We start from the raw sequence: 20,831 nt of genomic DNA on the forward strand, positions 1-20,831 counted from the left end.
GCCGGCTTCGGCTTCACCGGTCAGGAGCCGGGTCCTTCGGCGGCGAGCAGTGCACACTTCTCGAAGTTCATGCATCCGCAGGCCAGGCAGTCGGCGACGGCGTCCCGCAGGATCTTCGTCTGCTCGATGAACCGGTCCAGTTCGGGGAGCTTGCTCTCGGCGAGGGCACGCCACTGCCGGGTGGCGCCGCGCTCGGCGTCGCCGTCGAGCAGGCCGCGGATCTCGGCGAGGGTGAATCCGGCCCGCTGGGCCATCTTGATCAGCGCGAGCCGCCGCACGGTGCCGGCCGGGTAGACGCGCCGGCCCGCGGCCCGTTCGGCGGGCGGGAGCAGGCCGACGCTCTCGTAGTAGCGCAGCGCCGAGGGCTGCATCCCCACCTGCCGAGCGAGCTCACCGATCCCCAGCTGTCGCACCCGTCACTCCCCCTTGACCTCAAGTGCGCTTGAACCATGAGTCTGACCTGGTGACTCCCGTACAGACAACTCGTCTCCTCCCCCGCACCTATCGGCCGCTGTTCGCCCATGCCGACTTCCGGCGGCTGCTGCCCGCGCTGGCGGCCTCCGATCTCGGTGACGGGATGAGCGTGGTCGCCGTGGCGTGGCTGGCCATCGAGATCGCGCCCCCGGGCCGGTCCGGGCTGCTCCTGGGTGCCGCGCTCGCCGCGTACGCGCTTCCGGGGGCCGCCGGAGCACTGCTCTTCGGGCGCTGGCTGCGCCGGCTTCCGGCCGGGCGGCTGCTGGCGGCCGACAGCCGGATCCGCGCGGTGCTCCTCGGCTGTGTGCCGCTGGCCTGGGCCGCTGGGGTGCTGCACCCGGTGCTGTACGTGGCCCTGCTCGCGGGCTCGTCCGTCCTGCACGCCTGGGGGAACGCGGGCAGGTACTCCCTGCTCGCGCAGATCCTTCCGCCCGACCAGCGGCTGGCCGCCAACGCACTGGTCAGTTCCAGCGTCTCGGCCTCCATCGTCGTCGGCCCGGCGCTCGCCGGGTTCCTGGCGGCGGTGATCAGTCCTGCCTGGCTCATCGGGCTCGACGCGCTGTCCTTCGCCGTGCTCGCAGCCCAGGTCGGGCGGCTGCGGGGCACGGCGGCCGGACAGGACGGGAAGGAAGGGAAAGGAGGGAGGGACGAGAAGGACGAGAAGGACGGGAAGGAGGCGACGGCCGCGCCGGTCGACGCCGACCGATCGGCGGCCGGCCTGCGCCTGCTGCGCAAGCAGCCCGAGCTCCTCGGCGTCCTGGCCCTGACCTGGTTCTTCAACTTCCTCTACGGGCCGGCGGAGGTCGCGCTCCCGTTGCACGTCACCGACGACCTGCATGCCGGGGCGGGCCTGCTCGGGCTGTACTGGACGCTGTTCGGAGCGGGCGCCGTGCTGGGCGGCCTGGCCGCGGGCGCCCTGCGGCGGTTCCCGCTCTGGCCCGTCACGCTGGGGATCGTCGCGGGCTGGGGGCTGGCGCTCGTGCCGTTCGGCCTCGGCGCGCCCGCGGCCGTCACCCTGGCCTGCTTCACCCTCGGCGGCCTGATCTACGGGCCGTTCACGGCGCTGTCCTACACCCTCTTCCAGGAACGCACCCCGGCTGCCTCGCTGACCACGGTCCTCGCGGCCCGCAGCGCCGCCCTCCTGACCGCCGGCCCGGTGGGCACCGCGCTCGGCGGCCCAATGATCGCGCTCCTCGGGCCCCGGCAGGTGCTGGCCGCGTCGGGGATCGCTACCGTCGCACTCGCCGTGATCGGGGCCGCGGTCCGGGTCCGGGGGCTGCGGCGCGTCAGGACCCCTGCGCCCCTGTGACGGCCGACCTGATCTCGTCCGCCACCGTCCGGGCGGCCGTGTCGGCGGCGCCGCCCACCAGGCGGGTGCGGGTGAGGCTGAAGGACAGGCCGCGGGCGCGGTCCGCGAAGGCAATGCTGCCGCCGCTTCCGTGGTGGCCGAATGCCGTGCGTTCGCCGGCCATCTGGGGCAGGCCGACGAAGTAGCCGAGCCCCTTGGCGTACCTGCCGAGGAGCATCAGGTCCCTGCCCTCGACCGCCACCTCCGCCGCCAGTGCCACCCGTTGTGGTGACATCAGCCGCACGCCCTGGACCTCACCGGTCAGGGCGGCGTACAGCCGGGCGGCGGCCCGCGCGGTCGTGGTGCCGCACGCGGGCAGGTCGGCCAGCAGGTAGGCGCGGCGGTTGGCGAGTTCGGCGACGGTCCACACGGTGCGGTTCGGGGCGACGTACCGGCGGAAGGGCGCGGAGGCGGGAAGGGCTTCCAGCCCGGCCGCCCAGTTGCCCTCCACCAGCGGCGCCGTACGGGCGAGCTCGCTCTCGGGCAGGCCGAAGTAGAGCTCGTCGGCCACCCCGAGCGGCCCGCTCACGTACGTGCGCAGGGCCTCGGCCGGGGTCAGGCCGGTGATGCGGCGCACGGTCTCGCCGAGGATCCAGCCGAAGGTCCAGCCGTGGTACCCGCTGGCGGAGCCCGGCTCCCACAGGGGCTCCGCGGCCGCGACGGTCGCGCACATGGTGTCCCAGTCGCAGAGCTCCTCCGGTGTGAGGGCGGAGGGGAGCTGCGGTACTCCGACGGCGTGCGTGAGGGCGTGCCGTACGGTGGCCCGCTCCTTGCCGTGCGCGCCGAACTCGGGCCAGTAGTGGGCGATGGGTGTGTCGTAGTCGATCAGTCCGCGCTCGGCGAGCACGTGCACCAGGGTCGCGGTGAAGCCCTTGCCGGTGGAGAAGCTGTGAATCAGCGTGTCGGAACGGACCGGGCGCCCGCCGGGCCGGTCGATCCAGCCCGCGTGGGCGTCGACGATCGGCTCGCCGTCCAGATAGGCCGCCACCTGGAGGCCGCTCTCCTGACCGGAGTCGACGAGCCGTTGGAGGATCCCGCCGACCCGCGCCTGCGCATCCGTGCTCACGCTGTGATCCACCCGGGCATCATGGCACCGCGCGGAGCCTGGGAGACGGATCAGGGCCGTGCGGCGAGGCCGCACGGCCCTGATCTTTCCCCGTGGCCCGTTCAGCGAAGGGGCGGTACGGGGAAACGGTTCTCCGGAGCCCGGCGGTCAGACCGGGCCGTCGTCCGGGACTAGGCGGGGGTGATGTTCTCCGCCTGCGGGCCCTTCTGGCCCTGCGTGATGTCGAAGGTCACGGCCTGACCCTCCTGGAGCTCACGGTAGCCAGAGGCGTTGATCGCCGAGTAGTGGGCGAAGACGTCCGGGCCGCCGCCGTCCTGGGCGATGAAGCCGAAGCCCTTTTCCGAGTTGAACCACTTCACAGTTCCCGTAGCCATGTTCATGCCTTCCCGTTGACGTACGTCTTCCACACGGCGTGGAAGACGGAGGTGATCGCCCTGGTCCTACGGCACAACACAGCAAAACTGCCCACACCAAAGGGCACGGGCAAGGCACTTGGAACCACGACAGCTACCCGTGAAGGTACACGCCTGCACGCACTGTCACCAGGGGGAATGATCTCGCCTTCGGGGCGAGATTCAGCCCTTTCGCCCACACTCCGGGCGCGGCCGCCCGTAAATGCGTCGAGGAGCGCCTCCTGGATGCCGTAGTGTGAGGTCTACCGACGCGGGGTGGAGCAGCTCGGTAGCTCGCTGGGCTCATAACCCAGAGGTCGCAGGTTCAAATCCTGTCCCCGCTACTACTCGGAAGGGCCCGGATCCTCATGGATCCGGGCCCTTCTGCTGTGCCGGGCCCTTCTCCCTCGCGCGGCGCGGCCCGACCGCGCGGACCCGGGGCCGGAATCGGGATCGGGCCGGGCACGGGGGCCGGGGTCGGGGTCGGGCGCCGGGCGCCGGGCCCGGGGCCGCGTCACCCGGTGGCCCGTGGCGCCGGCACTCCACCCCGTTCTGGCCGCCGCGACGATGAGTACCCCCACCCACCGTGTGACGGCACTCACACAACGATCTGTCGTCCGGTGTCGACCGGACGGGGTGCGGCGGGCGTATGCCCGGTGAGAGGGACACATGGATTCGGGAGCGATTTTTTGACCATCGAGGAGTTCGAGGAGTTCTACGCGCAAGCGGCAGGACGGCTCACAGGACAGCTCTACGTGATGCTCGGCGACCACCACGAGGCGCAGGACGTGGTGCAGGAGGCCTTCGTCAGGGGGTGGGGCCGCCGGCGTCAGCTGGACCGTGACGGCCGGCCCGAGGCGTGGATCCGCACCGTCGCGTGGCGGCTCGCCGTCAGCCGCTGGCGCGGGCGGCGGCGCTCCGCCGACGCCTGGCAGCGCACCGCCCCCGCCGGTCACGTGGAGGGGCCGGGGCCGGAGGCGGTGGCGCTGGTCGAAGCGCTGCGGCAACTGCCCCTGAAACAGCGCCGGACCATGGCGCTGCACTACGTGTGCGATCTGACCGTCGAGCAGATCGCCGCCGAGACCTCGCTGTCCGCGAGCACGGTCAAGACCCACCTGTCCCGGGGCAGGGCCACGCTCTCCCGTCATCTGCAGGACCCCCGCATTGAGGAGGCTCCCGATGCCTGACTCCCACGACCCGCTGCGGTCCCTGTTCCGGGAAGCGGCCTCCGCCGGACAGTCCGCGAGCACGGCCCCGCCCGTCGCCGTCATCGAGCGGCGCGGTGAACGGCACCGCCGGCGCCGGATCGCCGGTGTCGCCGCCGCCTGCTTCCTCGTCCTCACCGGATCCGGCGCGGCCCTGTCCGCGTTCCTCCCGGGGGACCCTGGCCCGACCCTTCCCGCGACCACTCCCTCGCCCGCGGCCCCGTCCCCGACGTCCGCACCGCCCCCGCCGCCCAACTCCACGGCACCGACGCTCAACTCCATGACGCCTCCGCGCAACACGACGCCTCCGCCGCCGCTCAACAGCATGATGCCGCCGCACAGCACGACGACGACGCCGCCCGATCCCACCGGCACCGCCACCGCGAGCATGTCGCCCACGCCGCCCCAGCCGCTCAGGTAGCCCCTGCCCTGCCCTTCCCGCCCCTCTCCCCACTCTCCCCACTCTCCCCGCAGCACACCGCCCGCGGACACCGGCCTGGACCAGGGCCGGTGACTCCGCACGCCTTCAGACGGTCAGGAGATCCCGATATGCCCGTTTCAACCACCCGTCGGCCGGTCGAGCGTCCGGGCTCGCCCACCCCCTGGCCGCCCGTGCGCGAGGGCGTTCGCCGCCCCCGCCGCGGCCTGCCGGCGTTCCTGCGGCTCGGTCCGGGCGAGCGGGAGGTGATGTGGCTGTACCTGCTGACCCGCGTCGGCATCTGGGCCACGGCGGGTGCCGTCAGCTGGCTGTTCCCTGCCGACGGCGAGGCCCGCCGGCCCGCCTCGCCGCTCTCGACCTGGCAGCAGTGGGACTGGTGGCACTACCTCCACATAGCCCAGGACGGCTACTTCCCCGGCCAGGCCGGGCCCTGGACGGCCGGCTGGGACAACCGGGAGGCCTTCCTGCCCGGGTTCCCCCTCGCCCTGCGCGCCGTTCACACCGTGGTCCCCGACTGGGCCGCGGCCGGAGCGCTGATCTCGTTCCTCTCGGGGGGCGTCGCCGTCCTGGCTCTCGCCCGGATCGCACGGCATCACCTGGCCGACCTGGAAACGGGCCGCCGCGCGGTGGTGTTCCTGCTGCTCTCGCCGTGCGCCGTGTTCCTCGCCGCGGGCTACACCGAGGCGCTCTTCCTCGCCCTGGCCCTGCCCGCCTGGCTGGCGGCGCAGCGTCAGAACTGGCCGACGGCCGCGGTGCTGGCCTGCCTCGCCTGCTCGGTCCGCATCACAGGTCTGTTCCTCGCGGCCGCCCTCGCGCTCCACTTCGTCCTGACCGCCCGCGGCCGCACCGCCTGGCGCGCGGCCCCGTGGCTCCTCCTCCCGGCCCTCGCACCCGCCCTCTACAGCTGGTACCTCCAGACCCGGACCGGGGACTGGATGGCCTGGAAGCACGCCCAGGAACGCGGCTGGTACCGGGACTTCCACACACCGTGGGACGCCTGGTCGAACACCTGGGAAGCCGCCTTCCACCACACCCACCCGACCGGGTACGCACTGATGTGGCAGGCCGAACTCCTGGCCATGGTGGTCGGTGTCCTGCTCCTGGTCCTGCTGGTACGGGGCCGCCGCTGGCCCGAGGCCCTGTACATCGGCCTCACCCTCTGGGCCCTGGGCACCTCCTACTGGTACACGTCCGTGCCCCGCTCCACCCTCCTGTGGTGGCCGCTGTGGATCGGCCTGGCCTCCTGGAGCCTGAAGCGCCCCCGGATCCGGACCGCCTATCTCTACGTCGTGGCTCCCCTGTCCACCGCGGTCGCCATCACCTTCCTCACGGGCCGTTGGGCCGGCTAGGCCGTCCTTTCGGATCCCGGCCGGATCCCGGCCGGACGCCGCCGGTCCGTCCGTCGTCGGCGTTGCGCCGACTGGCCCATCTCGCGCGGTGGGCGTTCCATCGAAGGGTGGGCCTTGTCCCGAGGGGCTCTTCGCGGCAGGAGATCGCCATGACCGGAGTGGGGACCGCGCACCCGGGCCGTGCCCGGACGGCGCTGCTGTGCGCCACCGCGCTGCTCGGCACGGTCCTGCCGGCGGGCGGCGCGTGGGCGGCGACCGGGGCGGGGTCCGCACCGGCGTCGTGCGTGGCGTCCCCCCAGCCCTCGGGCGGCGAGGCGAAGCAGATCATGGACATCGCCAAGGCGGCGCAGAAGGAGCTGGACCTGAACGCCGTCGTACTGCGGGTCACGCGCGACGGGCACGAGGTCGTCACGGGCGCACTCGGCGAGTCGATGACGGGTGTCCCGGCCACGGCGGACATGCACTTCCGGGCCGGTTCGGTGGCCATCGTCTACATGGGCATCGCCATGCTGCAACTCGTCGAGGACGGCAAGGCCGGCCTGGACGATCCGATCTCGCGCTGGCTGCCCGACGCGCCGCACGCCGACAAGATCACCCTGCGCATGCTCGGCGCCTCCACCTCGGGGCTGCGCGACTACGTGCCCGACCCGAAGTTCCTCGCGGCCCTGTACGCCGACCCGTTCCGCCAGTGGACCCCCGACGAGCTCGTGGGCATCTCCGCCTCCCACCCCCTGCTGTACGAGCCGGGGACGAGCTGGAGCTACTCCCACGCGAACTTCGTGCTCCTCGGGCAGGCCCTGGAGAAGATCTCCGGCATGCCGCTGGCCAAGGTGATGGAGCAGCAGATCACGGGGCCCGCCGGGCTGGACAACACCCTCAACAGCTTCACGCCCCAGATCGAGGAGCCCGTCCTGCACTCCTTCGACTCGGAGCGCGGCATGTACGAGGAGTCCACCTATTGGAACCCCTCCTGGACCACCGCCCCCGGCGCGGTCCTGAACACCCACATCTGCGATCTGGCCCGCTCGGCCGAGGTCGTGGGTACGGGTGAGCTCCTCTCGCCGCAGAGTTTCAAGGTGCAGCTCGACCCGGGCACGGTGGGCCTGGGCGGCAACACCCCCGGCTGTGCGCCCAAGGACTGCTTCCGCCAGCTGCCGGCCCGGCACTTCGGCTACGGCGTGATCGTCCAGAACGGCTGGATCCAGTCGAACCCGTCCTTCGCGGGCTACGCGGCCATCCAGGCGTACCTGCCGAGCGAGCACCTGGCCATCGCGGTGTCCACCACGGTCGGCCCCAAAGCCCCCGAGAACAACACGGCGCAGACCATCGCCGCCCGGATCGCCGCAGTCCTGGCGCCGGGGAACTCCCTGGCGGGATGACGACGTCGCCCCCGCACGGACACCCCGGACCGAGGCCCGGACCGAGGCCCGGTCAGTCGCCCGGGAAGGCGATCCTCAGGTCCGTCTCCCGACGGCATCGCAGGCCCCAAGCCAGCAGCGTGGCCATGATCCCGCGTTCCGCGCCGTGCAAGCGGGCGAGGTCCGAACCCTCCAGTTCCCGCACCATCCGGGCCACTGCTTCACCGCGGAGCGTGGTGTCCCCGTACGGGTCCACGCAGGCAAGGGTGGACAGCCCGGAGTGGTCGAGCCGCTCGATCGCCGCCCTGCGCGCGCCATCGACGATGATGCGTTCCAGCATCCCCGCCGCCGCACGCGGCCCGGGATTCCGGCGTGTCCGAGCCGTGGACATCCCACGCCGAAGTTCGATGACGAGCGTCACGGAGCCCCTTCCTCGATGCCCGTGAATGACGGGACCGTCTCGTCCCAGCACAGGCGCAGTTGTTCCCGCAGGTCCGTAACGGATGCTGCCGCGCAGGACATGACGATCACGAGCCTGCTCAGGTCGAGACCGTCGGACCGACGTGTGAAGGACCATCGCCGGCCTGCCCGCAGAAGGGTCCTGAAGAGCAGTCGCCGGGTGTCGGCATCGTCCGGCAGCATCTCGTCCGCAGCCTCGACGACGAGTACGCAGCCGTCCGCGGGCACGAGCCAGTTGAGATCACGCAGGCAGTCGAGGAGGGCGTTCCAGTTCCATCCGAAGTGGTCCGGCAGCTTCAGTCGGTCGTAGAAGTGCAGGAAGACCGCGTCCGTGTCCCGCATCTCACGGCCGTCAAGGCGCACTGCGTACGTCCTGCCGGTGTCGGGCAGCAACAGATCGACTGGCAGAGCGCCTTGCTCCGGAACGACGTGTACCCAGGGCACGGTGTGCACACCGCCACCTCTCTCTCGGCCACCGTCAGAGCGGAGACGGCGGCGAGCCGCATTCCAGATCCGGAAACGACACGGCCGTGCGGCATGATCTGGATCATGACGCATCCCTCCTTGCCGACCACCGAGTCGGCCGTCGCGGCGATTCGGGCCATCGCGGCCGAGTACCGGCTGGCCATGTCCGTCACCGACGACATCGGCGCCGACCAGACGTCGCGGCGGACCTCCGCGCCTCTGTTCGCCGTCGTCGACCCCGACGGTTCCCTGCCCCACGAGGCGTTCGTGGAACTGGGCGGCAGCCCGGCCGTCAGCGTGCGGATCTTCCCCGAGGACGACGCGAAGACCGTCGACGGGGTGGAGTTCGACGACGTCCCCCGGGACTCAGTCCCCGCGTTCCTGAGGTCCGTCTACGGCGGACTGGCCTTCGTGAAGGGACGGTTCTTCCCGCCGGGCTACTGGCTCTCCGTCCCGTTGCCCGGCGACGAGACGTACCGGGAGAGCGTCGGGGGCCCCTTGCTCACGCCCTGGCTCTCCGGCCACGTCCGGGCCTGAGGCCGTCACTTCGGGCTCGGGTCGCCCCGCCCGCGAGCCGCACGGCGGCTGCGGCGGGGCCCGGGACCGGCACGGTCAACACCTGCGCCCCGTGAGCCCGCCGGACCGCCGCCGGTCCTGCGCCGAACGGGCCCCCGCCCGGTCACCGGGCGCGCATACTCGGAGCATGGCCGACACCACCACCGTCGAGGTCGACACCGATGTGCACGACCGCCTCGCCGTACTCGCCGCGGACCGCGGACTGAGCCTGCGCGCGTACCTCGCCGAACTCGCCACCGCCCAGGAGAACGAGGCCGCGCTCGCCCGGGCCGCGCTCGCCTTCGAGCGGGCGCTGGAGCGGCCCGGCTTCCGCGAGGGCTTCACGCGCGACTTCGGCCGCCTGGCTTCCCGCGACTGAACCGGCGGGCAGCCCTGGGGCCGCCGACGGGCCGGGTCCGCGAAACGTACCTATGCTCGGAGAAGGGGCTGCTCCGAGCCCTGGAGGACGGCTGTCATGACCGAGGCGAGCGATGCGGCCCAGGCGGACCGCACTCTGAAGGCCCGGCACCGCGCGATGTGGGCGCTGGGCGACTACCAGTCGGTGGCCTCCCACGTCATTCCGGAGCTGGGGGCCGTGCTCGTGAAGGAGTGCGGCGTCCAGCGCGGCGACCGGGTGCTCGACATCGCGGCGGGCTCGGGCAACGCCGCCATTCCGGCCGCCCTGGCCGGAGCCGACGTGGTGGCGTCCGACCTCACCCCCGAGCTGCTGGAGATCGGCCGGCATCTGGCCGCCGTACGCGGGGCCACCCTGGAGTGGCGGGAGGCCGACGCCGAGCACCTGCCCTTCGCCGACGGCGAGTTCGATGTCGTGATGTCCTGCGTCGGCATCATGTTCGCCCCGCACCACCGGCCCGCCGCCGAGGAGATGCTGCGCGTCTGCCGGGCCGGCGGCACGGTCGGGCTGATCAACTGGACCCCGCAGGGCTTCGTGGGCCGGATGTTCGCCACGATGAAGCCGTACGCTCCCCCGCCACCGCCCGGGGCCCAGCCGCCCCCACTGTGGGGGGACGAGGAACACGTGCACGAGCTGCTCGGCGACGCGGTCACCGACGTGGACGCGCACCGCCGGACGGTACGCGTGGACCGCTTCACGGGGCCCACGGACTTCCGGGAGTTCTTCAAGGCCTGCTACGGGCCCACCGTGGCCGTCTACCGTGCCGTCGCCGGCGATCCGGAGCGGGTCGCCGAGCTGGACGCGGCGCTGGACGCCCTCGCCGCCGAGCACACGGTGGACGGGGTCATGGAGTGGGAGTACCTGCTGCTGACGGCCCACCGCCGGAGCTGACCCCTGCCCGGCCCGTCAGTCGAGGGTCGGATGCACCTCGGGGTGGGCGTCCCACCACTCCTTGTGGAAGGGGTTGTTGTCCACATTGGCCAGGTAGGCGCGGGCCGCGGCCCGGTAGAGCAGTTCCGCCTGCCCGGCCGAGAGCGCCGCGCGGCTCCACGCGAGGCGGATGCGGCCGATGATGGGGGTGCCGACGAGCGGGCGCATCACCGTGCCCTCCCCGGACGGGGCCGTCGGCTGGCTGAGCGCGACCGCGCGTCCCGCGGCGATCAGGTCGTGCTGCATCTTGCGGTCGGTGATCCGGTAGCGCAGTGAGGGGCTGAATCCGGCCTTCGCGCAGGCGGTGACGAGCGCCTCGGGGCCGCCGTCGTCGTCCTCCACCAGGGTCATCCACGACTCCCCGGCCAGGTCGGCCAGTTCGATGCGGTCCAGACCCGCGAGGGGGTGCCCGGCGGACAGCCGGATGCAGAATGGCTCCTTCGGGATCAGCGTCCTGGCCAGGGTTCCCTCCGGCAGCGGCACCTCGTGGCCGTTGACCTCCCCGTACACGATGGCGTCGTAGCGTCCGGCGCCGAGCATCCGCGCCAGCACGGTGACCGAATCCTCCAGGTCCACGGCTATCTCCCGGCCTGACATGGACAGGTCGGTCTGGGCGAGGAGGCCGTCGAGCAGCACGAGCATGATGCAGCCCAGCCGTAGCGGGCCGCCGGTCGACATGGCGCGCGCCTGCGCGCCCAGGGCGTCCATCTCGCTGAGTACGCGACGCGCCTTCGCCAGCACGAACTGGCCCAGTGCCGTCGGTTCCACCCCGCTGCGGCCCCGTACGAAGAGCTCGCCCCCGGTGACCCGTTCGATGCGGCGCAACTGGGCGGAAAGCGCAGGCTGGGACACTCCGAGCCGCCGCGCCGCACCCCCCAGGCTGCCCGCCTCCGCTATCCGGCAGACGGCTTGCAGATGCCTCAACTCCAGCTGCATCCGGGCAGCGTACGAGCCGGGCCGCCACGGCACCATAACGCGGACCTTATGTCCCCCGAGATGTCCCAATCTCGTCATGTTCACGCTCATACTCGGCCGCGAACGACACTCATCCCCGACCCCCCACGATCGGAGTGGACGTTGCATCCCAGCAGATGGACGGCGGCCGTGGCAGCGATGGCGCTGACCGCGAGCCTTGCCGGCGCTCTGGCCGGGACGGCATCGGCTGCGCAGCAGGCGCAGCCCTCCCCGTCCCAGAAGGACACACCGGCCGCACGTGCGGTCGCGGCCGCCGACCAGGCCGTCGACAGCGGCCTGGACTCCCTGGTCAACTCCTCCCAGGAACAGTACGAACGGCGTCTCGTCACCCCCTGGGTGAAGGACCTCTACTCCGTCTCCTACGAGCGCAGTTACCGCGGCCTGCCGGTCGTCGGCGGCGACGCGGTCGTGCTCGCGGACGGCACCGGAAAGGTGCGCGCCCTCCAGTCCGCCTCCTCCGTGCGCATCGACATCTCCACCCGGGCGTCGGTGTCCGCGAAGGACGCCGAGTCCGCCTCGCGGGCGAAACTGGCCTCGGTCGACAAGGTCGAGAGCAGCCGGCTCGTGGTCCGCCTCAAGGACGACAAGCCGGTGCTGGCGTGGGAGACCGTGCTGAGCGGCCGTACGAAGACCGCGCCCAGCAGGCTGCACGTGTTCGTGGACGCGCGGACCGGCGCCTTCGTCGACAGCTACGACGAGGTGGTGGCGGGCACCGGGAACAGCAAGTGGAACGGGCCGGGCCCGGTCACCATCGACACCACCAACTCGGGTTCCACGTACACACTGCGCGACCCGGTCCGGACCGGCCTGAGCTGTGCGGACTACAGCACGGGCACGGTCTTCACGAAGTCCTCCGACTCCTGGGGCACGGGCAACCCCACGAGCAAGGAGACCGGCTGCGTCGACCTGATGTTCGCGGCGCAGAAGCAGTGGGACATGCTCTCCCAGTGGCTGGGCCGCAACGGCGTCAGCGGCAACGGGCGCAGCTTCCCCGCCAAGGTGGGCCTGAGCGACCTCAACGCCTACTGGGACGGCAGTTCCGTCACCATCGGGCGCAACAGCGCCAACGAGTGGATCGCCGGCATCGACGTGGTGGCCCACGAGTACGGGCACGCCATCGACTCCAACACCCCGGGCGGCACGAGCGGCCAGGAGTCCGGGCTCGGCGAGGCCACCGGCGACATCTTCGGCGCACTGACCGAGGCCTTCGCCAACGAGCCGGCCCCGTACGACACCCCGGACTACACGGTCGGCGAGGTCATCAACCTCCAGGGCCGGGGCCCGATCCGGAACATGTACAATCCGCCGGCCGTCAACAACGACCCGGCCTGCTACAGCTCCGCGATACCCGGCACCGAGGTGCACGCGGCGGCCGGTCCCCTGAACCACTGGTTCTACCTGCTGGCCGAGGGCACCAGCCCCGGCGGCGGCAAGCCAAGCAGCAGCACCTGCAACGGCACCACCCTGACGGGTGTGGGCGTGCAGAACGCCGGCAAGATCTTCTACGGCGGCATGCTGCTCAAGACCAGCAGCATGTCGTACAAGAAGTACCGTACGGCGACGCTGAGTTCCGCCAAGTCGCTCGACGCCACCTGTGACCTCTTCAACAAGACCAAGGGGGCCTGGGACGCGATCAGCGTGCCCGCCCAGACCGCCGACCCGACCTGTACCCCGAGCGGCCAGAACAACGACTTCTCCATGTCGCTGAGCCCCTCCTCGGGCACCGTCCAGCAGGGCGGTTCCGTCACCACCACGGTCGGCACCGCGGTCACCACGGGCAACGCGCAGTCGGTGACGCTGACCGCCTCCGGCCTGCCGGCCGGCGTGAGCGCCTCCTTCAACCCGGCCACCGTGCAGTCCGGCCAGTCCTCGGTGCTCACCCTGACCGCGACGGCCAACGCGGCTCCCGGTGCCTCCACGGTCGTCGTCAAGGGCCAGGGCGCGGCGCTCTCCCACACGGTCGACTACGCGCTCAACGTGGGCGGGACGCAACCCGGCAACGACCCGCCGGACATCGACGTCGCCGGCGTGCAGGCGCACCTGACCCAGTTCAACACCATCGCGAGCCAGAACGGCGGCCACCGCCGTGCGGGCAGCGCCGGCTACACCCAGTCGCTGGCGTACGTGAAGGGCAAGCTGCAGGCGGCCGGTTACACCGTCACCGAGCAGAACTGCACCTCCTGCACCTACCCGTCGAACAACCTGATCGCCGACTGGCCCGGCGGCCCCGCCGACCAGACCGTCATGTTCGGCGCGCACCTCGACAGCGTCTCGGCCGGCCCCGGCATCAACGACAACGGCTCGGGCTCCGCGACCCTGCTGGAGAACGCCCTCGTCCTCGCCCAGAAGAACCCGACGATGACCAAGCACGTGCGCTTCGCCTGGTGGACCGACGAGGAGCAGGGCCTCAACGGCTCCGAGTTCTACGTCAACCAGCTGAGCAGCGCCCAGCGCAGCGCCATCAAGGGCTACTACAACTTCGACATGGTCGGCTCCACCAACGGCGGCTACTTCATCAACAACGTCAACTCCACCACCGCCGCCCCGCTGAAGGCGTACTGGACCTCGCTGAACCTGGCGCCCGAGGAGAACACCGAGGGCCAGGGCCGCAGCGACGACTACTCCTTCCAGCAGGCCGGTATCCCCACCTCCGGCTACGCTGCCGGCGCCAGCGCCCGCAAGACCTCGGCGCAGGCCACCAAGTGGGGCGGCACGGCCAACGCCGCCTACGACTCCTGCTACCACAGCTCCTGCGACACCACGAACAACATCAACGCCACGGTGCTGAACCGCAGCGCCGACGGTGTCGCCTACGCCGTCTGGAAGCAGGCGGTCGGCGGTGAGACCCCCGCGCAGGACTTCTCCATCGGCGTCAGCCCGTCCGCGGGCAGCGCGGCCCCCGGCGGTTCGGCCTCCGCCACGGTCAACACCGCCACCGTGAGCGGCGCCGCCCAGACCGTCGCGCTCACCGTCTCCGGCGCGCCGGCCGGTGTCACCGCGACGCTCAGCCCGACGTCCGTCCAGTCCGGCAGCTCCTCGGCGCTGTCCGTCCAGGTCGGCGCGAGCACCGTGCCCGGCACCTACACCCTGACGATCACCGGCTCCGGCACCGTCAGCCACACCACCACCTACACGCTCACCGTCACCGGTGGCGGCACCTGCACACCGCGCCAGGTCGTGGCCAACGGCGGCTTCGAGAACGGCTCCAGCCCGTGGAGCGCGACCGCCGGTGTCATCACCAACCAGTCCGGCCAGACCCCGCACGGCGGCAGCTACAAGGCCTGGCTGAACGGGTACGGGTCCACCCACACGGACAGCGCCGCCCAGACGCTGACCGTCCCGTCGGGCTGCTCCACGTACCGGCTCGGCTTCTTCCTCCACATCGACACGGACGAGGACGAGAACGTCGTCTACGACCGGTTCACCGTCTCGGTGGCCGGCCAGACCCTGGAGACCCTCTCCAACCTGAACGCGAACTCCGGCTACGTGGAGAAGTCCTACGACCTCTCGCAGTTCGCCGGCCAGACCGTCACCCTGAAGTTCAACGGCACGGAGGACCAGTCCCTGCAGACCTCCTTCGTCGTGGACGACGTCACCCTCCAGGTGAGCTGACGCCCGCCTGAGCTCCCGACCGCAGCAAGCCCGGCCCGGCCCCCGCACCACGGGGCCGGGCCGGGCCCGTCCGATGGGGCTAGGCCGTGGCGGCCCGCGTGGCTCCCGCCGCGGCCACGGACCAGGCCGCCACCCACAGCGTGCCGACCACCAGCGCCGCGACGGCCGTCGCCATGTGGGGAGGCGGGTCACCCAGGCTCGGGGCCAGCCCGGCCGCCCGGGCGCCGAAGCCGATGACCCCGGCGCCGACCATCGCGACGCCCAGCCAGGAGACGCCGACCGCGGACCACCGCATCCAGTGGGCGGCCGGCGGGCGGACCAGCAGCAGGGACACGACCGCCATGAGCAGGCCGAGGCCGGCATTGCCCAGCTGGGCGGCCGTGACGTCGGCGACCTGGGCGTAGGCCTCGGGCGGGGCGGGGAAGCCCGGCATGCCCAGCTCGCCGTCCCGCGCGAGGTCCACCTTGCTCACGGTGTAGGCGAGCGCTCCGGCACAGGCGGTGAGCGCGGCGACCAACTGCTTTCGCGGTGTTCGGGTCATGGCCTCATCCTGCGGGCCGGGACGCCGCCGCCACCTCCTCCCCGCGTACCGTCCGCCTCCCCCGCCCGGGGGAGGCGGGCCCCAAGACACGCCCTAGGGCATCAACTGGTACTCGGGGAAGTTGCCCGGCAGCCGTTCTCCGTCCCGGCCGTCGGTGACGGCGTGCACGAGCAGTTCACCGCCGACGAACGCACCGCGCCAGGAGCCGCCGAACCCGCCGAAGAGCTCGTCGCGGTCGCCGCGCGAGCGGGGCTTGCCGTGGCCGAGTTTGAAGGCCCGGATCTGTGGGGCGAGCCGGGCGAAGGTGGCCGGATCGTCGGTGGACAGGGTCGCGACGAGGGCGCCGCCCGAGGCGTTCATCGCGGCGAGCAGCTCCGCCTCGGTGTCGACGAGGACGATCGTGTCGACGGGCCCGAAGGGTTCGGCGTGGTAGAGCGGGGAGGAGGCCGGCGGGCTGAGCAGCGTGAGCGGGGCCATGTACGCGGAGGTGTCCTGGCCCTCCAGGAAGCGGGCCGGATCCAGCGTGCCGCGGTAGAGCGGTACGGCGCCCCGCTCGATCGCCTCGGCGGCGTGGTCGGTGAGCTCCTTGGCCTTGGCGGCGTTGATGAGGGGGCCGAAGTCCAGCTCGGGCAGCGGGTCTTCGGGGTGCGCGACGGCGAGCGGGTGGCCGGTCCGGATGGCGGAGACGGCCGGCAGGTAGGCGGCGAGGAAGGCGTCGAAGGCGGTGCGCTGGACGACGAAGCGCGGGTAGGCGGTGCAGCGCTGCTTGCCGTAGTCGAAGAGCTTGGGGATGACCGCCGTCAAGGCGGACCAGTCGGTGTGCTCCCAGATGCCCCAGGTGTTGAGGCCCTCCTGCTCCAGGATGTGGCGCTTGCCGAGGTCGGTGACGGCGGTGGCGATCCGTGCTCCGGTGTCGCGGCCGCCGACGAAGGAGACGCAGCCGATCTCCGGGGAGCGTACGAGGGCTTCGGACAGTTCGGCCCCGCTGCCGCTGACCAGGGTGACGGGGATGCCCTCGCGGCGGATCAGCGCGCCGGCGAGGGTGAGGCAGGCGAGCCCTCCGTCGGTGGGGGTCTTGGCGATGACCGCGTTGCCCGCGAGGGCCTGTACGAGCATGGCGTGGACCAGTACGGACATGGGGTAGTTCCAGCTCGCGATGTTGGAGACGGGCCCGGCGAGCGGGGACCGGCCCTCGGTCATGGCCTCGATGTGCTCCACGTACCAGCGGACGCCGTCCACGGCCCGGTCCACATCGGCCTGGGCGAGGTGCCAGGGCTTGCCGATCTCCCAGACGAGCAGGAGCGAGAGCAGTTCCCGGTGTTCGGCGAGGGCGTCGAGGGCGGCGGTGACCCGTGCCCGGCGTTCGGGCAGCGGGACGTGCCGCCAGGCGCGGTGCTCGTCGAGGCAGGCCCGTACGGCCGCACCGGCGGTCTCGGGGTCCAGCCGCGGCGGGCCCGCGACGGGGCTGCCGTCGACCGGGCTGGTGGCGGGCAGGCTGCGGCCGTCGGGCTGCCAGGAGCCGGCCCAGAGGTTGAGGACGCGGTCGTCGCGGAAGGCTTCGGGGGCGGTGGCCAGGGACCGCCGCCACGCGTCGGACCAGGCGGTACCGGGCTTGAGGGCGAGGGTGGGTGCCATCTGTGGTTCTCCGCTCAGGGGTGGGCGGGGCAGGGAGGTGGCTCGTGTACGGCGGCCCTTCGCACGGGGGCGGCCGCACTCCGAGGCTACGGGGCATCACCGCGACCGTACGCAGCGTGGGTGCGAAATGGCCGGTGCCGGCCCCGAGCGGCGAGTCGCCCGGACCCCCCTGCGAGGTCCGGATCCCGCGCGGATCCCGCGCCTGAGGGGGGCCTTCAGTGCTTGCCGCGGCCCCGCTCGGGGGCGATCATGGCGACCAGCCCGTAGTCGAGCTCCGCACCGTCGACCAGCAGGGCCTCGACCGTGCGCGTGCTCGGGTCGATGTCGGCCTCGACGCCCTGTCCGCGGTAGCGGGGGTAGCCCGACGCACCCGTCTCACCGGTCGCCTCGACCGTGGCCGACCGCAAGGCCCGGTCCGCGGGGGTCTCGCCGCGCAGGTTCTCGATGTGCCCGGGCACCAGCAGGATCTCAAAGCTCTGCGGCTCTGTGCTCATGGACCGAAGCTACCGGATGAGGTGCCCCGGAGCGGGTGTGCACACGCCCCGCCTCGTAGGCTCTGCGGGACCCCCCACGCGGATGAAGAGGAACGACATGAGCGGCGACACCCCGAGCAGGATCCTCCTCGTGGCGAAGGAGACCACCCTCCGGGGCCTGCTGGAGCGCCTCCTCGTGGCCCGGGGGTTCACCGTGGTCGACGGCGGTACGGGCGTGAACACCGTCTCCCTGCTGGGCAGCGCCGGCCCGATCGACCTGGTGATCTGTGAGCGCACCGGGCCGGGCCTGGACGAGGTGGCGCTGTTCGAGGAGATCCGCCGGCATCCCGATCACGGGCGGGTGCCGATCCTCGCGCTGCCGCCCGCGGATCCGGAGTGCACGGTGCGCGCCCTGGAGGCCGGTGTGAGCGACTGTCTCGCGAAGCCGTTCCATCCGGCGGAGTTCGTGGCCCGCGTCGAACGGCTGGCCCGGCCGACCGCGGCCTGATTCCGCTCTTCGGCCCCCGGCCGGTCGTCCGGATCCGGCCGGTCCGGAGCGGGCGGCGCGATTGGCCGGACATCGCCCTGGTCCGGGCCGCCCGGGGTTCCTACGATTCGGGCACCCGGTCTTCACCGACCGGGAATTGTCAGGGACATGCCCAGATTCCCCTTCCTGGGCCTGCCCCGTTCCACCCTGCACACCGGTCTGTGACGACCCGGCCCCGCTCTGGCCGGCCGCACCCCCCACCCACCGGCACACAGGCATGCCCGCCTGCGCGCCGCCCGGTACCGAAAGCAGTGGATCGGAGAAACATGTCCGGTGGATTCCTCGTGAGCGGCGCGATCGGCGCCCTGCTCACCGCCACCCTGCCCACGCACGCCACCCCCTCCACGATCGTGAACCCGCCGCCCGACCGCATCGTGATCGAAGTCGCCACGGTCAACGGATCCGGGTGTCCCAAGGACACCGCGCAGGTCGCCGTGTCCCAGGACAACACCGCCTTCACGGTGACCTACAGCCAGTACCTGGCCCAGGTCGGCGGCGGCGCCCCGCCCACCGCGGCGCGCAAGAACTGCCAGCTCAGCCTGATCGTGCACGTGCCCCACGGCTTCACCTACGCGATCGCCAGTGCCGACTACCGCGGCTACGCCTCGCTCGCTTCGGGCGCCAAGGCAACCGAGAAGGCGTCGTACTACTTCCAGGGCTCACCGGACACCGCCGCGCGCACCCACAACTTCAGCGGGCCGCAGGAGGACAACTGGCAGGCCACCGACGTGACCGACTGGGCCCAGCTGGTCTGGGCGCCGTGCGGGGTGCAGCGGAACTTCAACATCAACACCGAGCTCCGCGTGACCAGAGGCACCTCGTCCCCCTCGTCGACCAGCTACATGACGATGGACTCCACCGACGGCAGCATCAACACCATCTATCACCTGGCCTGGAAGGAGTGCCCCGGCAAGTGATCCGCCCCGCTCCCGGCCGTCTCCCGCTGCGCGTGCGCGCGCAGCGGGGGGCGGTACCCGCGTTCGCGGACCAGGCGCGCGGTGAGTTCGGTGAAGGCGCGGGCCGCGGTGCTCTCGTACGCGCTCTCCCGGCGCAGCAGGGTGACCGTTCGGGACGGCAGGGCCGGGTCGAGCGGTACGGGTCTCAGGTACGGGTGGTCGTGGGTGACGGCGTCGGGCAGGACGGTGGCCAGGGTGGTGCGCCGGACGATCTCGGTGAGGGCCTGCACGGAGTTCGCCTCGACCGCGATGTGCGGCCGTACGCCGTGGGCCGCGAGGTAGGCGTCGACGTGCTCGCGGGTGGCGAAGTCCCCGCTGAGCAGGGCCAGTCGGCGCGTCGCGAGGTCACTCACGGGCAGCGGTCCGGGATCCTCGCCGGCGGCGGTGACCAGGCCCAGGGTCTCCGTGAACAGCGGGGTCGCCGCGATCCCGGGCAGGTGCGGCCCCTCGAAGGCGAGTCCGAGCTCGTGCTCGTCGGCGAGCAGCCCGGCTTCGATCCGGTCCTGGGGCATTTCCCGGATCTCCAGGGTGATGCCGGGGTGCGCGCTGTGGAACCCGGCGACGAGCGGGCCGACGAGGTACGCCGTGAAGGTGGGGGTCAGCGCGAGGCGCAGATGGCCGCGGGAGAGGTCGGCCAGGTCCAGGACGGCGCGCTCGGCCGCGGCCAGGTCGCGTAGGGCGCCGCGCGCGTAGTGGACGTACGTCGCGCCGGCGTCGGTGAGCCGCACGGCGCGCCCGGTCCGGTCCAACAGCTGGACGCCGACGGTGCGTTCCAGCTGCTTCACCTGCTGGGACAGGGTGGGCTGGGAGATCCGCAGCTCTTCGGCGGCGCGGGTGAAGCTGCCGTGTTCCGCGACGGCGATCAAATAGCGCAGGTGACGCAGTTCCAGAGCCATGGACCCGACTATAGATGGCATCGATGGCAGACATGGATATTGCGTCTTGGACACAATAGATGCAGGTCATGCATGGTGGAACACGTCAAGCCCCGTACGGGGCGCATCCCCGGAGGGAGTGACCATGCAGACCTTGCGGACCTTGCCCGGACCGCACGACCTCGCGGACGGCGTCGCGCGTTTCCAGCGCGAGGTGTTTCCGGCCAAGGCGGACCTCTTCGCCCACCTGGCCGAGGTGCACCGGCCGACGACCCTGTTCATCGGCTGTTCGGACGCCCGCGTCGTGCCGGAGCTGATCACCCAGAGCGAGCCCGGCGAGCTGTTCGTCGTCCGTACCGCCGGAAATCTTGTCCCCGCCCACGCACCGGGCGCGGACGGGGTGGCGGCCAGTATCGAGTACGCCGTCGCCGTCCTCGGGGTCACCGGCATCGTCGTGTGCGGGCACTCCGCCTGCGGGGCGATGACCGCCCTGGCGGAGGGCGCCGACCTGAGCGCCGCCGCCTCCGTCGCGGGGTGGCTGCGGCACGCGGACGCCTCGCTGGCCCGTACGGCGGGTGCCGCCGGCCCCGGCCGGCTGTCCGCCCTGGTCCGCGAGAACGTGCGCGCCCAGCTCGCCAACCTGGCCACCCACCCCTCGGTCGCCCGCGCACGGGCCGCGGGGACCCTGACGCTGCACGGCTGGGTCTACGACATCCGCTCCGGCGGTGTCACCGACGTAGCCGCCGCGGCGGCCGGCTGACC

Annotated in this window: 22 protein-coding genes and 1 tRNA gene; 13 read left to right on the forward strand and 10 right to left on the reverse strand. The window is 72.1% G+C overall.

What is annotated here, in order from left to right:
- Positions 1-20: 20 nt before the first annotated feature.
- Positions 21-413, reverse strand: coding sequence for a MerR family transcriptional regulator (locus KO717_RS00805; protein ID WP_301363766.1), 393 nt, complete (start codon positions 411-413; stop codon positions 21-23).
- 50 nt (positions 414-463) lie between these two features.
- On the opposite strand from KO717_RS00805, the gene KO717_RS00810 reads away from it, so the two are divergent.
- The gene (locus KO717_RS00810; protein ID WP_301363767.1) at positions 464-1,783 is read left to right on the forward strand and encodes an MFS transporter; all 1,320 of its coding nucleotides are present in this window, start codon (positions 464-466) and stop codon (positions 1,781-1,783) included.
- On the opposite strand, the gene KO717_RS00815 is transcribed toward KO717_RS00810, so the two are convergent.
- Positions 1,761-2,888 (reverse strand): serine hydrolase domain-containing protein, encoded by a 1,128-nt coding sequence (locus tag KO717_RS00815; RefSeq protein ID WP_301363768.1) that lies wholly within the window; start codon positions 2,886-2,888, stop codon positions 1,761-1,763. The genes KO717_RS00810 and KO717_RS00815 overlap by 23 nt on opposite strands.
- Positions 2,889-3,058: 170 nt before the next feature.
- Complete coding sequence (locus KO717_RS00820) at positions 3,059-3,262, reverse strand: cold-shock protein (RefSeq protein ID WP_030384970.1); 204 nt, start codon at positions 3,260-3,262, stop codon at positions 3,059-3,061.
- Between the two features lie 288 nt (positions 3,263-3,550).
- Between KO717_RS00820 and KO717_RS00825 the strand changes: the two genes are divergently transcribed.
- The 5 genes from KO717_RS00825 to KO717_RS00845 all read left to right on the forward strand — a co-directional run bounded on the left by KO717_RS00825 (position 3,551) and on the right by KO717_RS00845 (position 7,652).
- Positions 3,551-3,624, forward strand: a tRNA-Met gene (locus tag KO717_RS00825).
- A gap of 345 nt (positions 3,625-3,969) precedes the next feature.
- Positions 3,970-4,467, forward strand: a complete 498-nt coding sequence (locus KO717_RS00830) for a SigE family RNA polymerase sigma factor (RefSeq protein ID WP_301363770.1) — start codon at positions 3,970-3,972, stop codon at positions 4,465-4,467.
- A complete protein-coding gene (locus tag KO717_RS00835) occupies positions 4,460-4,906 on the forward strand; it encodes a hypothetical protein (protein ID WP_301363771.1) in 447 nt (148 codons plus the stop codon). The genes KO717_RS00830 and KO717_RS00835 overlap by 8 nt, the downstream gene beginning before the upstream one ends.
- Positions 4,907-5,034: 128 nt before the next feature.
- The gene (locus KO717_RS00840) at positions 5,035-6,273 is read left to right on the forward strand and encodes a mannosyltransferase family protein (RefSeq protein WP_437184456.1); all 1,239 of its coding nucleotides are present in this window, start codon (positions 5,035-5,037) and stop codon (positions 6,271-6,273) included.
- 149 nt (positions 6,274-6,422) lie between these two features.
- Positions 6,423-7,652: a serine hydrolase domain-containing protein gene (locus KO717_RS00845; RefSeq protein ID WP_301363772.1), complete on the forward strand. Its 1,230-nt coding sequence runs from the start codon at positions 6,423-6,425 to the stop codon at positions 7,650-7,652.
- 52 nt (positions 7,653-7,704) lie between these two features.
- Here KO717_RS00845 and KO717_RS00850 read toward each other — a convergent pair whose 3' ends face one another.
- Both KO717_RS00850 and KO717_RS00855 read right to left on the reverse strand, forming a co-directional pair.
- Positions 7,705-8,052, reverse strand: coding sequence for a hypothetical protein (locus tag KO717_RS00850; protein ID WP_301363773.1), 348 nt, complete (start codon positions 8,050-8,052; stop codon positions 7,705-7,707).
- On the reverse strand, positions 8,049-8,453 hold the full coding sequence (locus KO717_RS00855) for a barstar family protein (RefSeq protein WP_301363774.1): 405 nt from the start codon (positions 8,451-8,453) through the stop codon (positions 8,049-8,051). Before KO717_RS00855 ends, KO717_RS00850 begins: the two co-directional genes overlap by 4 nt.
- A 186-nt stretch (positions 8,454-8,639) precedes the next feature.
- Here KO717_RS00855 and KO717_RS00860 point away from each other — a divergent pair, with 186 nt between their 5' ends.
- From KO717_RS00860 to KO717_RS00870, 3 genes are all read left to right on the forward strand, one after another.
- Positions 8,640-9,092, forward strand: coding sequence for a hypothetical protein (locus KO717_RS00860; RefSeq protein WP_301363775.1), 453 nt, complete (start codon positions 8,640-8,642; stop codon positions 9,090-9,092).
- 166 nt (positions 9,093-9,258) lie between these two features.
- The gene (locus tag KO717_RS00865; protein ID WP_301363776.1) at positions 9,259-9,489 is read left to right on the forward strand and encodes an antitoxin MazE7; all 231 of its coding nucleotides are present in this window, start codon (positions 9,259-9,261) and stop codon (positions 9,487-9,489) included.
- 96 nt (positions 9,490-9,585) lie between these two features.
- The gene (locus KO717_RS00870) at positions 9,586-10,416 is read left to right on the forward strand and encodes a class I SAM-dependent methyltransferase (RefSeq protein WP_301363778.1); all 831 of its coding nucleotides are present in this window, start codon (positions 9,586-9,588) and stop codon (positions 10,414-10,416) included.
- 15 nt (positions 10,417-10,431) lie between these two features.
- Here the strand turns inward: KO717_RS00870 and KO717_RS00875 are convergent, their stop codons facing one another.
- Entirely contained in the window at positions 10,432-11,391 is a 960-nt protein-coding gene (locus KO717_RS00875) for a LysR family transcriptional regulator (RefSeq protein ID WP_301363779.1), read from the reverse strand.
- Between the two features lie 177 nt (positions 11,392-11,568).
- Here KO717_RS00875 and KO717_RS00880 point away from each other — a divergent pair, with 177 nt between their 5' ends.
- Positions 11,569-15,042 (forward strand): M28 family peptidase, encoded by a 3,474-nt coding sequence (locus KO717_RS00880; RefSeq protein ID WP_301374329.1) that lies wholly within the window; start codon positions 11,569-11,571, stop codon positions 15,040-15,042.
- Between the two features lie 79 nt (positions 15,043-15,121).
- Here KO717_RS00880 and KO717_RS00885 read toward each other — a convergent pair whose 3' ends face one another.
- The 3 genes from KO717_RS00885 to KO717_RS00895 all read right to left on the reverse strand — a co-directional run bounded on the left by KO717_RS00885 (position 15,122) and on the right by KO717_RS00895 (position 17,712).
- Positions 15,122-15,583 carry a hypothetical protein gene (locus KO717_RS00885; RefSeq protein WP_301363780.1) on the reverse strand — a complete coding sequence of 154 codons (462 nt, stop codon included), beginning with the start codon at positions 15,581-15,583 and terminating at the stop codon, positions 15,122-15,124.
- A gap of 93 nt (positions 15,584-15,676) precedes the next feature.
- The gene (locus KO717_RS00890) at positions 15,677-17,218 is read right to left on the reverse strand and encodes an aldehyde dehydrogenase family protein (protein ID WP_301363781.1); all 1,542 of its coding nucleotides are present in this window, start codon (positions 17,216-17,218) and stop codon (positions 15,677-15,679) included.
- Between the two features lie 215 nt (positions 17,219-17,433).
- Positions 17,434-17,712 (reverse strand): hypothetical protein, encoded by a 279-nt coding sequence (locus KO717_RS00895; protein ID WP_301363782.1) that lies wholly within the window; start codon positions 17,710-17,712, stop codon positions 17,434-17,436.
- A gap of 97 nt (positions 17,713-17,809) precedes the next feature.
- On the opposite strand from KO717_RS00895, the gene KO717_RS00900 reads away from it, so the two are divergent.
- Together KO717_RS00900 and KO717_RS00905 are read left to right on the forward strand one after the other, a co-directional pair.
- The gene (locus KO717_RS00900; RefSeq protein ID WP_301363784.1) at positions 17,810-18,199 is read left to right on the forward strand and encodes a response regulator; all 390 of its coding nucleotides are present in this window, start codon (positions 17,810-17,812) and stop codon (positions 18,197-18,199) included.
- A gap of 305 nt (positions 18,200-18,504) precedes the next feature.
- The gene (locus tag KO717_RS00905) at positions 18,505-19,155 is read left to right on the forward strand and encodes a DUF4360 domain-containing protein (protein ID WP_301363785.1); all 651 of its coding nucleotides are present in this window, start codon (positions 18,505-18,507) and stop codon (positions 19,153-19,155) included.
- On the opposite strand, the gene cynR is transcribed toward KO717_RS00905, so the two are convergent.
- A complete protein-coding gene (gene cynR, locus KO717_RS00910) occupies positions 19,122-20,090 on the reverse strand; it encodes a transcriptional regulator CynR (RefSeq protein WP_301363786.1) in 969 nt (322 codons plus the stop codon). The genes KO717_RS00905 and cynR overlap by 34 nt on opposite strands.
- A 124-nt stretch (positions 20,091-20,214) precedes the next feature.
- Here cynR and KO717_RS00915 point away from each other — a divergent pair, with 124 nt between their 5' ends.
- The gene (locus KO717_RS00915; RefSeq protein ID WP_301363788.1) at positions 20,215-20,829 is read left to right on the forward strand and encodes a carbonic anhydrase; all 615 of its coding nucleotides are present in this window, start codon (positions 20,215-20,217) and stop codon (positions 20,827-20,829) included.
- Positions 20,830-20,831: the final 2 nt, after the last annotated feature.

The organism is Streptomyces xanthophaeus (genome assembly GCF_030440515.1).
GTDB lineage: Bacteria > Actinomycetota > Actinomycetes > Streptomycetales > Streptomycetaceae > Streptomyces > Streptomyces kutzneri.